Origin of the sequence: Psychrobacter sp. H7-1, assembly GCF_904846585.1 — a bacterium.
GTDB classification, from domain to species: Bacteria; Pseudomonadota; Gammaproteobacteria; order Pseudomonadales; family Moraxellaceae; genus Psychrobacter; species Psychrobacter raelei.
Window position 1 is genome coordinate 64,207 of the sequence record NZ_CAJHBH010000006.1, and the last position, 15,178, is coordinate 79,384.

At 44.5% G+C, this 15,178-nt stretch carries 11 protein-coding genes; 5 read left to right on the plus strand and 6 right to left on the minus strand.

The genetic code is table 11. The features are described 5' to 3' along the window. The first annotated feature begins 84 nt into the window (after positions 1-84). Both tsf and JMX92_RS03715 read left to right on the plus strand, forming a co-directional pair. Positions 85-963: a translation elongation factor Ts gene (gene tsf, locus JMX92_RS03710; RefSeq protein ID WP_011959841.1), complete on the plus strand. Its 879-nt coding sequence runs from the start codon at positions 85-87 to the stop codon at positions 961-963. Between the two features lie 175 nt (positions 964-1,138). Beyond that, positions 1,139-2,017 carry a hypothetical protein gene (locus JMX92_RS03715; protein ID WP_201543977.1) on the plus strand — a complete coding sequence of 293 codons (879 nt, stop codon included), beginning with the start codon at positions 1,139-1,141 and terminating at the stop codon, positions 2,015-2,017. A 161-nt stretch (positions 2,018-2,178) separates the two neighbouring features. Here JMX92_RS03715 and ppc read toward each other — a convergent pair whose 3' ends face one another. Further along, a complete protein-coding gene (gene ppc, locus JMX92_RS03720) occupies positions 2,179-4,977 on the minus strand; it encodes a phosphoenolpyruvate carboxylase (protein WP_201543978.1) in 2,799 nt (932 codons plus the stop codon). A gap of 86 nt (positions 4,978-5,063) precedes the next feature. Beyond that, a complete protein-coding gene (locus JMX92_RS03725; protein WP_011959844.1) occupies positions 5,064-5,369 on the minus strand; it encodes a monooxygenase in 306 nt (101 codons plus the stop codon). A 215-nt stretch (positions 5,370-5,584) separates the two neighbouring features. On the opposite strand from JMX92_RS03725, the gene JMX92_RS03730 reads away from it, so the two are divergent. After that, positions 5,585-6,547 (plus strand): DMT family transporter, encoded by a 963-nt coding sequence (locus JMX92_RS03730; RefSeq protein WP_201543979.1) that lies wholly within the window; start codon positions 5,585-5,587, stop codon positions 6,545-6,547. A 117-nt stretch (positions 6,548-6,664) separates the two neighbouring features. Here JMX92_RS03730 and JMX92_RS03735 read toward each other — a convergent pair whose 3' ends face one another. From JMX92_RS03735 to JMX92_RS03745, 3 genes are all read right to left on the minus strand, one after another. Beyond that, positions 6,665-8,044 (minus strand): solute carrier family 23 protein, encoded by a 1,380-nt coding sequence (locus tag JMX92_RS03735; protein WP_011959846.1) that lies wholly within the window; start codon positions 8,042-8,044, stop codon positions 6,665-6,667. 288 nt (positions 8,045-8,332) lie between these two features. Next, positions 8,333-8,884 carry a protein disulfide oxidoreductase gene (locus tag JMX92_RS03740; RefSeq protein ID WP_201543981.1) on the minus strand — a complete coding sequence of 184 codons (552 nt, stop codon included), beginning with the start codon at positions 8,882-8,884 and terminating at the stop codon, positions 8,333-8,335. 35 nt (positions 8,885-8,919) lie between these two features. Then, positions 8,920-10,557 carry a carbon-nitrogen hydrolase family protein gene (locus tag JMX92_RS03745; protein WP_011959848.1) on the minus strand — a complete coding sequence of 546 codons (1,638 nt, stop codon included), beginning with the start codon at positions 10,555-10,557 and terminating at the stop codon, positions 8,920-8,922. A gap of 629 nt (positions 10,558-11,186) precedes the next feature. Between JMX92_RS03745 and JMX92_RS03750 the strand changes: the two genes are divergently transcribed. Beyond that, positions 11,187-11,816, plus strand: coding sequence for a BLUF domain-containing protein (locus JMX92_RS03750; RefSeq protein WP_201543983.1), 630 nt, complete (start codon positions 11,187-11,189; stop codon positions 11,814-11,816). Between the two features lie 113 nt (positions 11,817-11,929). Here JMX92_RS03750 and JMX92_RS03755 read toward each other — a convergent pair whose 3' ends face one another. Continuing rightward, positions 11,930-13,444: an FAD-binding oxidoreductase gene (locus JMX92_RS03755; RefSeq protein WP_227675257.1), complete on the minus strand. Its 1,515-nt coding sequence runs from the start codon at positions 13,442-13,444 to the stop codon at positions 11,930-11,932. Between the two features lie 367 nt (positions 13,445-13,811). On the opposite strand from JMX92_RS03755, the gene serA reads away from it, so the two are divergent. After that, on the plus strand, positions 13,812-15,038 hold the full coding sequence (serA, locus tag JMX92_RS03760) for a phosphoglycerate dehydrogenase (RefSeq protein WP_011959851.1): 1,227 nt from the start codon (positions 13,812-13,814) through the stop codon (positions 15,036-15,038). The last annotated feature ends 140 nt before the right edge of the window (positions 15,039-15,178 follow it).

Here is a 15,178-nt window from a genome sequence, read left to right on the forward strand (position 1 = left end):
CATGCCCTTGTCATTTTATAAACTTACACTGCTTATTTATATTATAATTTTATACACCATAACTACTCAAATAGAGGAAAAAATATGTCTAAGATTTCTGCTAAATTAGTAAAAGAGCTTCGTGACCGTACTGGCCTTGGCATGATGGAATGTAAAAAAGCGCTAGAAGAAACAAATGGTGATGTTGAGCAAGCGATCGACAACCTACGTAAATCAGGTCAAGCAAAAGCGGCTAAAAAAGCAGGTAACATTGCCGCTGACGGCGCTATCGTAATCGCTCAAGAAGGCAACAAAGCTATCTTACTAGAAGTTAACTGCCAAACTGACTTCGTCGCTAAAGATGACAACTTCACTGAATTTGCTAATAAAGTAGCTGAATTAGCCCTAGCTAACAACACCACTGATGTTGCCGCTATCTCTGAGCTTGACTACGGCAATGGCCAAAGCGTTGAAGAAGCTCGCGTTGCTTTGGTTCAAAAAATTGGTGAAAACATCCAAGTACGCCGTGCAAAAATCATCGAAGGTGACAACCTAGCGTCTTACCGTCATGGTCTACGTATCGGTGTGGTTGTATCAAGCGAAGGCGGTCAAGAAGACAGCGGCAAAAACTTAGCGATGCACATCGCAGCGTTCAACCCAGTAGCCGTTAACGACACTGACGTTCCAGCTGATATCCTAGCTCGTGAAAAAGACATCGCTGAAGCCAAAGCTCGTGAATCTGGTAAACCTGACAACATCATCGAAAAAATGATCGAAGGTGGCCTACGTAAGTACCTAGACGAAGTGGTATTGGTTCGTCAAGCTTACGTCATGGACAACGAGAAGAAAGTAGGTGATGTACTTAAAGCTGACGGCGTAACGGTTAAAGACTTCGTACGCTTTGAAGTTGGTGAAGGTATCGAGAAAAAACAAGAAGACTTCGCTGCTGAAGTTGCTGCTGCCCAGGCTGCTGCTGCTCAATAAGCGCATGAATATAAACAATCAGATGTTTGATTGTTTTGCTTCAAGAAAGTCCATCACGTTGTGATGGGCTTTTTTTGTTTTTGTCTAAAAATAAGCGCATTATACCTGCGCATATTTAATGCTATTATATTAAAGGTATTTGATAGAGTTTATTTAACTGGATGAAACAAAAATCATGGCTGATGCGGATGTCACTTTTAGCGATTTAATTAAAAGAGGGCGGCAATGCTTTGCCTATCCTTCAAGGCATGCCGAAAAGCGCATTAGACAACGCACCTCACTGACGCCAAAAGAGCTGATGCTTTTGCTCGATGAGAATGTGTGTGTTGATATCAGTCAGAAATATAGGCTAAGCAAGCGTCATTTATTGTTTTATAGCCCGAAAGATAAATACTATTATGTGGCTCTACAGAATGTGAACACAGGCAAAGTCATCACTGTGTGGCATCTAAACTACCATCGCCAATTGGCATGGTCAGTGACCCAAGAGCAGTGCGCAAAAGCCCGTAAGATTTATCATGACTATTTATGTGAGCAGCAAACTGCTAAAGCAGATGACAATGAACCATTATCATGCCAGCCAGAAGCAGCAGCCTGTAGGAAGCAAGCCAACAAAAGATGCAAGCAAGTCACGGCTTTTAAACGGGTTTATAAGGTATATGTCAAAGCGTCTTATATCTGCGAGTCGGGGCAAGCCAAAAGAAAGACCTTGCTAACACTAGAGGTTGATTATTATATTAATGACTTTGAACGCAGTATTAAATCACTGCTAAAACAGGACGAGACGCTGTTTGATAAAATCAATTATCAAATTCGGCGCAAACGCCTGTTTCACGAGAGTATTTACGCCATTGTTTTTGTGAATAAAAAAGACCTGACCGACACCTATTTAATTGATGTCAGGCCGCACTGGGTAGCCCTAGAACAGGCGCAAAAGATTGCCCATAAGCGCAAAGTCATGAATCGCTTATTGCTCGATTATCAAACCCCATATGTCTCTTTGCCACTACCCATCTCAATGCGGCTACTGCGGCTGCCTATGCCTACAAGCTGACCATAATAGTCAATAGTCAGATAACACAGGTTGATGCTAAAGCACTTGAGCGTGTTGTTTGATAACATGTTTTGGTCTTTTGATTGACATAAGAAAGCCCTTCACTCACTCAGTGAAGGGCTTTTTCATTGTTTATCTTTCAATGTTTCAATGCTGCAACGCTAACCGGTATTACGAAGACCGGCAGCCAAGGCGTTGATGCTGCGAATTAATGGGTCTTCGACACTGATATCATCGTTTTGAGTATGGCCTGATGAGGTATCTGGCGTCTGCTCGTTGCTTTGACGCAATCGTTTTAGCAGCTCAATTTGAATGTAGTTAATTGGGTCTAAATAAGCATTGCGCCATTCAAGTGAGCTCGCCAATTCTTGTTGATTCGACAGCAGCGTGTCTTGATTCAGTAAAGAGTTAAGACCTTGCTGTGTTAGATCATGCTCATCAATGACCGCTTGCATGATACGCGCGCGTAGCGTCTCATCTTCGCAAAGCTGACTGTAAGCTTGAGCGATGCTCATCTCAGACTTGGTAAAGGCCATCTCAATATTACTGATAAAGGCGTTAAAGAATGGCCAATTGTCATTCATCTCCTGCATCAAGGCTTCATCTTGCTTAACGCTATTTAATGCACTGCCTACGCCATACCAAGCCGGTAGGGTAAAGCGAGCAAGTGACCAACCAAATACCCAAGGAATGGCACGAATGGTAGATTTACTTGGCAAGCCTTTTTTGCGGTGGGCAGGGCGTGAGCCGATATTTAACAAAGAAATCTCTTGTACCGGCGTGGCCTGGGAATAAAATTCATAAAAGCCTTCGGTGTTATCAGTTAATGCACGGTACTGCTGCTCACCGGCTTCTGCTAGGCGGGCAAATAAGGCCTCATAGCTGTTTAATTGCTTGGGCTGCTCTACAAAGCGCGACGAGGTGGCTTTTAGTGCGCCGGTGATGCCCATGGTCAGCTCAAACACAGCGGTGTCCGGATTGGCGTATTTGGCATACAGCACTTCGCCTTGTTCGGTGAACTTAATTTGGCCATTTAAAGTGCCGGCAGGCTGTGCAGCAATGGCTTGGTGAGTTGAGCCACCACCACGGCTGACCGAGCCGCCACGGCCATGGAACAGACGGGTATTAATGCCATATTTTTTGGCAATCTCAGTGATGGTCTGCTGAGCGCTATAAAGCTGCCAAGCTGAGGTAATAATACCGCCATCTTTGGAGGAGTCTGAATAGCCCAGCATAATCTCTTGGGTATTGCCTGACTGTTCAAGCAATTTGCGGTACAAAGGATTGTCAAGTACCGCGGGTAGAATATGATCGATATTCTTTAAGTCTTCAATGGTCTCAAACAAAGGCGCCACAGGAAGTGCTGCGTACAGCTCGCCTGAGTCATTAATACCAGATAGACCAGAAAAGCGCATCAGCAATAACACCTCAAGCAACTGACTGGCATTGTTGGTCATGGAGATGATATAGCTGCCAAAGGTGTCTTCACCCACCAGTTTACGCAGTTTGGCAATGGAGTTTATTAGCGCAAGCTGTTCTTGGGTTTGCTTGGATAAATTATCTACATAAATCAGTGGCGTACCTGGCTGCTCAAGCAAGCGGGTCAGCCATTGTTGACGTTCAGTTTCACTTAATTGACGATAATCAGGCAGGTTTGAGGCGTTATCAAAGATATCGGCAATCACTTCGCCATGATAGCCGGAGTCTTGGCGGATATCTAATGCTGCCAGATGAAAGCCGCAAGTTTTGACAAGGCGAATCATATCGAGCAGCAGTCCCTCAGCATGCGCCTTATCATGAGTAATTAAGCTTTCACGGATTAGGCGCAAATCATCGAGCAAGGCTTGTGGATTGCTATAGGCATCCGCTGCTGCTTCAGGTTTATTGCCTTGGCTTTGAATGTGCTCATTGGTTGCGGCAATTTTGGCCAAGATGATGGACAGTAATCTGCGATACGGCTCGTTGTTATAGTCATCGGGATTGTAATAAAAAATTCTCTCATCCAGCTCGCTGTAGTGCTTAATGCGCTGATAGATCTTAGGGGAGATACTGGCAATGGTATCGCTGTGAATCAGCTCACGACGTAGCTTTCTTACCATAACCTGATAGTGACGCAGCACAGTATTGGCGTGTAGCAGCACCGCCATCTCTGTGGTCTCATGAGTCACAAAGGGGTTGCCATCTCTATCACCACCAATCCAAGAGCCGAAGCTTAAGAAGGCAGGTAGGGCATAGTCACTTAGTTCAGGATAGACATCGACAATGGCATTTTTTATATTGCGATAGACCTGAGGAATGGCGGTAAATAAACTGGCATTAAAATAGTGTAGACCGTTATTAATCTCATCATAGACCAAAGGCTTTCGGGTACGCACTTCATCTGATGACCATAACAAATCAATGGTTTCGGCTGTTTTTTGCTTGGCCTCTTGATACGCCAACGAGCCTTCAGGCAGATCGTTGAGCGCGGTACTGTGCGCATATAAAGTCTGCAAGATATTCATGGTGGTACGGCGGCGAGCCTCGGTTGGGTGGGCTGTGAATACGGGGATAAATTTGAGCTGATCAATGAGCTCTTTGATTTGATCGGCTGCAATATGACGCTGTTGGCACTCAAGTAAGGTATGACGAAACGAGCCTTCCCAAAAGTTTTGCGACTGCTGCTTTAAGGTGCGACGCTCTTCACGCAAGAAGTTCTCTTCTGTAAGATTGGCTAAGAAGAAATAAATAGAGAAGCCGCGGATGACGTTTTTTAAAGTTTTATTATCCAGTGAAGCAATAAGGTCAATGAGCTTTTGTTTGTTAGCGGGATTGGGATCACGGCGTTCTTGAATAAAGCCCTTACGCAAGGTTTCGATGGTTTGTAGCGTGTCTTCGCCAGATTGACGGGCGATGGCGTCACCCAAGAATGAGCCGAGTAACCTGACACGTGAGCGTAGTACCTCATTGTTCGATGGCATGTGTTCTTCCTTAAATAATGTATTTTACTTTTTGGTGGGGCGGGTTGTTTATTTTTTGGTAAGGTTTAATGGCTAAGCGTTAAGGCTTAGTCGAATGTTGCGTGGCAAATCGTGCTGAGTGCCTCATTGATGACAAATACTTTGGCTTTGATGTCACTAAAGCCAAAGCTGCTCAAGCGCTCGGTGTGTTTGTCTAAATAGCGGTTGGCATCTGCTAAGTTATCAAAGACGTAAATACCACCAGCTTCTTGAGTGTGTTCATTTTCGGTCCAGATTTTTGAAATCAGGCCAGCTTCAGTGGCAATGTCTTCAGCGAGCGGCTTCATGGCTTCATAGAACGCTTCACCAAAGGGACCTTGATAGGGAAAGTCTATTTGTAATAAGTATTTCATGTTTAATCCTTTTGATAAATAACGTCGTAAATAAACCCTAAAACACGCCCATGTCCTCAATTTTAGCTAAAGGCTGTATCGCCTATTTAGATTAAGGGTATACTGCGTTATATTCAACCCACTTTAAGCTTATTTTGCAACACATTTAAGTCTGGGAATTTTAGAAAAATATTGGCCCTAAGTGGCCGATAGATTTGAACGCGCTAGGTTGGTATATGATAAAAATAAAGGATGCGGGCCAATTACCGGCCATAGGATTGGTCATTGGGTGCGTCATTTTTGGACTAGGCAGTCTGATTGTGGCTCATGTGGATGTGGGTGGCTATGCCATGGCCTTTTGGCGATTGGCCATATCCGGAATAGTGTTTACCTTATTGGCCGCTGTGTTCGGTCAAAAAATGCCAGTCGATAAAGGCAGTCAAGCCAATAAAAAAGCATTTATATTTGCGCTGCTGTCGGGGGTATTTTTAGGGTTTGATTTGGCGCTGTGGCACGAAAGCATTTATGCAGTGGGCCCAGGCATATCAACCTTATTAAATAGCTTACAGATTTTCTTTTTAGCAGCGCTTGGGTTTTTGTTATTTAAAGAGCGTCAAACCATAATTCAGCTCATCAGCCTCGTCATTGCGCTGGCAGGCGTCGTGTTTATTGCTAGCCCTGAGTTTGCCAATAATAATCATGCCGCTTACGGGTTTATCACCGGCATCGTCTCAGCGGTTATGTTAGCGGCATCAATGACTTTTATCCGCTTAACTCATCAAAACGCGCCCACACCGATTTTTATCTTGATGCAGCGTATTAGTATTGGTGGCAGTCTGGCAATGCTTATCCCCATGTTTTTATTTGATGCTGGCAAAATACTGCCCAACTCTTTGGCGGAGATAGGCTGGATATTGATATATGGAACGGTGATGCAGTGCTTGGCATGGGGACTTATTGCCTACTCAATCCCTAAGCTGTCTTTGGCATTAACCGGACTGCTGCTGCTGACAGAGCCTGTGGCTGCGTTATTTATTGATTACTTTTGGTTAGATAAGCCAATCAATACCATCCAATGGACGGGAGCTGCCCTGACTATGTTTGCCATTTATTTAGGATCATTAAAGCCCAAGCCCTTTAATGAGACACTCAAGCTGCGCCGCTATCGATTCTTTGCAAAGTTTTATCGGCGCCGTTAGTAGTCACATCAACCGTTAGAAGTTAAGTAAATAGCTATCCAGTTAGAACTGCCAAAAAAAAGCCGAGCTCTGACAGCTCGGCTTTTTTAACGGTAGATGACTGAGCTTAGACAGACACTACTTGGTATTGGCAATCTCACGGTTAAATAGCGCATTTAACACGATGGCAGTCAAAGTCGCCGTACCGATACCGCCCAAGTCGAAGCCGCCTAGATGCAGACTAAAATTACCAGCGCCCATAATGACGGTCACTGCAGCAATGATAAGGTTGCTGTTTTTGCTAAAGTCGATTTTGTTGTCGATCCAGATTTTGACACCAGCTACTGCAATGAGGCCAAATACCACGATAGAGGCGCCGCCCAATAACGCAGGTGGGATGCTTTGAATAATGGCACCAAATTTCGGTGATAATCCTAAGAAAATCGCCACCACACCGGCCATCACAAAGATAGTGGTGCTATATACTTTGGTTACCGCCATTACCCCAATGTTCTCAGCATAAGTGGTCACACCTGTACCACCAAAGCCTGCTGAGAAGGTAGTGGCCAGACCGTCTGCAAAAAATCCGCGACCAATATACGGGGTCACATGAGATTTGGTCATGCCCTCTACCGCTTTAAAGTGGCCTAAGTTTTCGGCAATTAAGATAAAGGCAATTGGCGCAATTAAGATAATGGCATTTAAGCTAAACTCAGGTGTATGCGGGGTAGGTAGACCAAACCAAGCTGCTTGTTGTACATGGCTAAAGTCAATCGGCGTACCAAAGCCCATCACATTGGTGACGATAAAATAAATGAAGTAGGACAATAATAGGCCGACCAAAAGCAGTAAGCGGCGCATCATGCCTCGGGTAAAGATGGCTACGCTACTGATCAGTAGCACAGTTAAGGTGGCCATCCAAGCGTCAAACTGATTGGCAGATACCCCTTGTACCGTCACAGGGGCTAGGTTTAAGCCGATAATCATCACAATGGCGCCAGTCACGACAGGCGGCATCAGCTTTTCAATCCAGTTGGTGCCCACTTTCATAACCAACAGACCCACGGCAGCATAAATCATACCACACACCATAATGCCGCCCAGCGCCACATTTAGGTTGGGGTTAGGGCCACTGCCAGCATACGCAGAAGCGGCAATAACAGGTCCGATAAACGCAAAGCTTGAGCCAAGGTAGCTTGGCATACGACCACCGGTGATAAAAAAGAACAAGATGGTACAAATACCGGACATCAAGATGGCCAAATTGACATCAAAGCCCATAAGTAGCGGAGCCAATACGGTAGCGCCGAACATGGCAAAGGTGTGCTGGACACCGAGCATAACGCTTTTGGCAGGTGGTAAGTATTCATTAATGGCCACAGAGTGTTGGTCTAAATCCCCCTGAAACGGCTTCCAATTAGGAAACCATTTACCATTACTAAAGTCTGCATTGTATTCGTATAAAGGGGTGGGTTCAGAGCTGTCTGTGGGTTTTGCTTCTATAGGGCGTGGGTCCATAGGGGTTCCTTAACATTGGTCATGAGGGAACCTACCCCCTTAGGGCAGGCAAACTGCGCGTATTATAGACCAAGTTTATGGCCTAAGTACGAAAAAATAAGCCTTTGGAATGAGTTTTTGTCAGATAAAAAGGTGCCATTTTTTGACAACAACCAGCACTAAACTGAGCAGTTTGGCAGCAAATAAATGATTTAATACAAAAAAAGCCGGCATCAAGCCGACTGTTTATTGTATAGATTGTTTGGTGTTAAATTTAGGTGTTGTTATGATGTGCCCGCTATGTGAGGCTCAACTTAGTAAGCTTGATAACCAAAGCCGCAAGCGTAGCGACCACTCGGGCTGTATGCCGGTGAGACCTTGGGTCATCTTACCGTCTTTTAAAATGACATATGAGGGAGTCACTTGGCCTTGCCACTGCTCGAACATCTCACCTGACTCGTCATTGATGGTAACAAAGTTAAAGTTATGCTCATTTAAATAAGCCCCCAATTGCTCGTTGCTGCCGGACTGTGTGGCAATAGTCACCACAGGATAGGCACTGCTTTGTGCTAAAGCATCAATGGTGGGGGAGGTGAGCTTGCACACGCTGCACCACGTACCCCAAAAATAAACCAAGACCGGAGCGTTATAACTTAAGGCTTCAATATCTACGCTTTGAGCTTGATAGTCTGTCAATTGCAGCTGCGGCGCCGCAGGCATCACCGGCTGACGCCACCAATTAATCAGCGTATAAATCACTAAAAATAGCACCAGGTATTTGAGTATGGACCATACCCGTCGCCCCCATCTTGATGCCTGGGTGGGCACAACGGCAGAGTCGATTACCTTGGTATGATTCATTACTCTCTCTTAGTGATTGTTGTTAAAATTAAACGTTATGAAGGTTTGGTGGCTCTATCGTGCAGAGGATCGCCATCTCGAACACTGTGAGAGTTATCCTTTAGCGCCTGCTTGCTGCTTTCCTCTACCGACTTTTTGGCCTTTTTCTTCCATTTTAAGGTAAATAGATCGTCACGGCGGTCCTTGAGGTTATTCACTGAACCTTCATTACGCACATGGATAAGCTTATCTAAGTCTAAATCTGAGAAGAAGACCATCTCAGTATTGGCAGTGGTTTCGGCCATGATGGCATCATGGGGAAAAGCAAAGTCTGAGGGTGAGAACACAGAGGACTGGGCGTACTGAATATCTAAGCTTTCAACTTGTGGTAAGTTGCCCACTGAGCCACAGATCATAACATAGCACTCGTTCTCAATTGCACGGGCCTGAGCACAATGGCGGACACGTAAATAACCGTTTTTGGTATCGGTCCAAAAAGGCACAAACAAAATATCCATGTCCTCTAATGCCAGTAAGCGGGCAAGCTCTGGGAACTCTACATCATAACAAATTAAGATGCCAATGCGGCCAGCATCTGTATCAAACACCTGTACTTTGTTACCGCCCTCGATAACCCAAGCACTACGCTCATGCGGCGTAATATGAATCTTACGCTGCTCCTCTACGGTACCATCACGGCGACACAGATAGCTGACGTTATATAACACCTCTTCATTTTCATCAAACAAAGGCATAGAGCCGGTAATGACGTTAACGTTATAACTGACCGCTAGATTTGAAATTTCATTTTTGAACCACTCAGTATAGTCGGCCAAAAAGCGAATGGCGATGTTTTGGTCAGTCGACTCACACAGTCCCATTAATGGGGCGTTAAAGAATTCAGGTAAGCAGGCAAAGTCTGCATTGTAATCGGCCATGATATCGACGAAGAACTCCACCTGTTGTAGCAGCTCTTCAGGGGACTCAACCTCACGCATTTGCCACTGAATACCGCCAATACGCACATCAGTCTTGCGTGTGTTGGGCTTATAATCTTGCGGCTCATAATAAATATTGGCCCACTCAAGCAAAGTGGCAAAGCCTTTAGACTGCTTATCATCGGGCAAGTAGCCGGTCAAAATACGCTTAACGATAAAACCATTAGACAGCTGGAATGACAACGTGGGGTCATAAATCTCGCGCGCTTCTACCGCATCGATATATTCGCCTGGCGTTAAGTCTTGATGGTCATGATATTTTGGGATACGGCCACCGGCCAAAATGGCACGAAAGTTCATCTGACGGCACAGCTCTTTGCGCGCATCATACAACCGGCGACCAAGACGATAACCTCGATAATCAGGGTCAATTAAGGCATCGATACCGTACATGGCATCACCTTTTGGGTCGTCTTTAATGATCTCGCGTTGACCCAGTAAGTCGTCGTAAGTGTGCGGGTTTGAAAAACGCTGATAATTGACCCGCATGGTCAGCACCATCCCGATTAACTTGTCATGGTCAAATAGCGCAATTTGCCCTTCAGGAAAAGAGTCAATAAGAGTATGGACTGTGGTCTTAGACCAAGCGCCGCCCAAGTTGGCATAAACGCGGTCCATCAGCAGCTTTAATTGTGGGTAATCTTTTTTCTTAATTTCAGCTATTTTTAAGTGAAAGTCTTCGGTTTTTGCGGTCATGAATATACTCGTTCAGTAAAGGTAGTAAGCGGTACGGGTGATATCTGATGTGTTAATTGATGTTGTCAAAGATGCCGCAAGAAAATAAGGCATCCATTAATAAGCAGGCGCTTAAAAATTAATCAGCTATCAACATCATAAGTAGATGTTTAGCGCTTAGGTCAGTTTTATGCAGGTAGCGCTTTGAGCTACTCTCAAAAGTAGCGGGCAAAAAGTAGGGGCTCTAAAGTGAGTAGGTAGAGTTATAACGATTAACCTCCTCTAGAGCGCTATCTACTGGATATGCTTAGTATTATAAAGGGCTCATAGAGGATAAAAACTGCAAAATTGTAAAGTAAGTTGGCTTTAAGTGGCAGGCAATTACGGCGATTACCGCTGTCAATTCTGACAAACAGTGATAAAAGCTAACAAGGCATTAAGCAGCCAGACGCTCAGTTATTTGCCTTGTCACAGTCAGAGGCTAGGGCAGAGAGTAACTAAGCTATTGATAGCAGGTGTTTTTTTTGAGTTATTAAATACTATATAAAAAGAGTAATTTATTGTATGATTAACATTAATTAATGTATACGTTATTTTATTGATTGTAATTGTAAAGGTTCGACAGTTATGGCGTATTAAGGACGGTAACTATGCCTCTTCATGAAGAAAATACAGCAAATACTCTAGATAAAATTAGTGACGATAGCCTAATTCGTTTGGTGTATATAAGCAGCCTGACTTTAAAAAGTCGCTTTAAGCCGGCTATTTTTGAAACTGTAGAGCAAGAGGCTAGACAATACAATCAGCAGCACGGTATCACTGGAACGCTGTGCTATGGCAATGGTCATTTTTTGCAATGTTTAGAGGGCAAAAAGCAGGTACTGCTGCCCATTGTGCAGCATATCTTCGATGATAAGCGCCACAATAATGTGAAGATTTTGCTGATCCAACCAATCACGTCACGTGACTTTGATAACTGGGGCATGCGTTTGGTGTTTTTAGAGCGTTGGCTGTGGTCACCTAAGACCAAAAAGCAGGCCAATACGTTATCAAGGTTTTTACCCTTTCGGCCACATAAATGGAGCACCGATAATACTGAGCAATTTTTATCGGCCATCCAAAAAATTCAAACCCCGCCGCATATTAGAGACTCAGGCATTACCCTAAATGCTATGGGTAATATGATTCAGCACTTAGTTGGGCCACACCAAGCGTTTATTATCGTACAGCTTATTTTAGGAATACTGGCAGTGATGGCCATAGCACTGCTGTTTGGTTAGTTTTTGGCGCTGTCTTTATCTTTATTCATAGACAAGCAGCCAACAGCTTTGATCAATAAAAAAGACGCCATTGGCGTCTTTTTTATTGATTTTAATGCGGACAAAGCAGGATTTTACACATCAAAAATCTTACCACGGTTCATAATCGCATTAGGATCAAACACTTGTTTTAGTGCTTTTAAGTACTCAATTTCGCTCTCGCTACGGGTGTAGTTCAAATAAGGCTTTTTGGTCATGCCCACACCATGCTCGGCAGACACCGATCCGCCATATTTTTGTACTGTGGCAAACACTAGATCATTAACACTTTGGCATTTTTCAAAGAACTCATCTTTGGATAAATTCTCAGGTTTTAAGATGTTTAAATGCAAGTTACCATCACCAATATGACCAAACCAGCAAATCTCAAAGTCCGGGTAGTTGCTGTTGACCACACTCTCAATATCCCTAATAAACTCAGGCACATAGCTGATCAGTACTGACACATCGTTTTTATATGGGGTAAATACTGAGATGGTCTCTGAGATATACTCGCGCAGTTTCCACAGCTCAGCGGCTTGAGATAGGTTTTGACTCATGACACCATCGACAATCCAGCCATTCTCCATGCACTGCTCAAACATGGCCATCGCCTTATCCATAATAGGCTCATAGGGGGCCTCAAATTCAAGTAGGGCGTAATATTTGGTGCGGGCTTCAAAAGGCTCTTGTACATGACCTGTGGCCATCAGCTTCTCAATAGCCACATCATCGAAGAACTCAAAGGCAGTCAAGTCAATTTGAGACTGAAAAGCGGACAGCACATGCATCACATGCTCAAACTTATCCATGCCAAATACCATCACCGTCAAATCCTGCGGCGCACGTTCAAGCTTGATTTGTGCTTTGGTGACAATGCCTAACGTACCTTCTGCACCGATAAACAAATGACGCAAATCATAACCGGTGGCATTTTTTATCATACCGCGGTTGAGCTGTAAGATATCACCCTTACCAGTGACGACTGTAAGACCCAGCACCCAGTTACGCGTCATGCCATAGCGAATTACTTTGATGCCGCCAGCGTTGGTGCCGATGTTACCCCCAATTTGACTGGAGCCTGCTGAGGCAAAATCCACAGGATAGTATAGGCCTTTGTCTTCAGCGAACTGCTGTAGCTGCTCGGTGATGACGCCCGCTTCAATCTCAACCATTCTATCGGCGGGGAAAAACTCACCAATTTTATTCATTTTATCAAGGCTAAGTACAATCTCGCCATGACTGGCCACAGCACCGGCAGATAATCCAGTACGGCCACCACTTGGGGTGATGACTATGCCATATTCATTGGCCAGCTTCACCACGCTTTGGACTTGCTCGGTCGATTTTGGAAACACAATCACAGAGGGCGCGGGCGCAAAATGCTTGGTCCAGTCTTTGCCCCAATGCGCTAAGCTTTCTGCATCGGTTTTTATTTGATTGGTTTCAAAGCCGTGATTGGCGGTCAAATTGGCAATCAGGGCCGCCACAGTAGCCGGATTCGTAGCGCTCTGAGCAGCCAAAGAGGGCTCATTTATTTGGGATTGATCCGCGCCATGCGACTGTTGATGAGCAGGGGTGGGGGAGGTTACAGAATTCGATGCAGTCATAGGGGTCTCTGTAGGCAATATTCTAAAAAGTTAAAGAAGTAAACGTAAAAAAACTATGAACAGTGAAAAAAGTTAATCAAAGGATGAACAAAATAAATAGCATAACCTAAAGTTAAGCATTATAGTCATAAATGGCAGGGGTTTATTCGTAATTTAACCTGCCAAAATAACAAAATATGTTATAAGATAGTTGTATTATGACACACCGAGCTGAACGTTTGTAAGTCACCTTGATGGTAATAAGCGCTTGTGTGGTCATATGATTTGTGCGTTTTGTGACGTTATATTTTAATTCGACGCTTTTTATGATAAAGGGGTACAGTGAGATCACTGCTCCCCATTACCCATCCGAAATAAGGGCTAAGACATGGCATTATCGCTTGAAAAAGATAAGATTCGTTTTTTACTTCTAGAGGGGTTGCACGAGAATTCACTAAAAGTATTAAACGATGCTGGCTATACCAACATTGAATATTTATCACACGCGCTAGACCCCGAAGAGTTGGCTGAAAAAATCAAAGACGCCCACTTTATTGGCATTCGTTCGCGCACTCAGTTGACCCGTGATATCTTAGAACAAGCGGATAAATTAATTGCCATTGGTTGCTTCTGCATTGGTACCAACCAAGTGGATCTAGATGCCGCTCGTGAGCTTGGTATTCCTGTCTTTAACGCCCCTTATTCCAACACCCGATCAGTGGCAGAGTTGGTCTTAGCCGAAGCGATTATGTTATATCGTGGTATCCCCGAAAAAAATGCTGTGGTTCATCGCGGCGGCTGGGGTAAGTCTGCTAAGAACTCACATGAAGTTCGCGGTAAAGTGATGGGTATTGTGGGCTACGGCTCAATCGGCTCACAGTTGTCTGTATTGGCTGAGAGCTTGGGCATGAAAGTCATCTATCATGATGTGGTTACCAAGCTACCCTTAGGTAATGCCGTTCAGGTTGGCAGCTTAGAGGAATTATTAAACAAAGCAGATATCGTTACCCTGCATGTGCCCGACCTGCCCAGCACACGTTATATGATGAAAAAAGAGCAGTTTGATCAAATGAAAGAGGGCAGCTATTTTATCAACGCTGCTCGTGGTACTTGTGTTGAGATTGATGATCTTGCTGCTGCACTTGAGTCAGGCCGAGTGTTAGGCGCGGCTGTAGACGTGTTCCCTAAAGAGCCAAAATCAGCAGATGAAGAATTTGAATCACCACTGCGTAAGTTTGATAACGTCATCTTGACGCCTCATATCGGTGGCTCAACTCAAGAAGCTCAGGCCAATATTGGTCTTGAAGTGGCTGAGAAATTTGTTAAATATTCAGATGCCGGTGATACCACCACTTCTGTGAACTTCCCTGAAGTCAGCATTCCAGTCAAAGAAGGCTCGCACCGTTTGCTACATATTCACAAAAACGTACCGGGTGTATTGTCGCAAATTAACTCATCATTCGCCTCAGCGGGCATTAACATTTTAGCCCAAAGCTTGATGACAGAAGGCGATGTGGGTTATTTGGTAATGGATGTCGACAACCGCAACTCACAAGAAGCGCTCGATAAGCTTAGAGATATTGAAGAGACCATTCGCGTTCGCGTCTTGTTCTAATCGTCTCGATGACTTGACCTCTGTTAGAAAAAAGCTGGCTGCGGCTGGCTTTTTTTATGCCTGCTGGTTTTACCCGCTTCACAAAGGGGCAAGTGTTGTTGTGATAAACCAGAAGTTTGTGGTGGAGACACAGTGCGCAT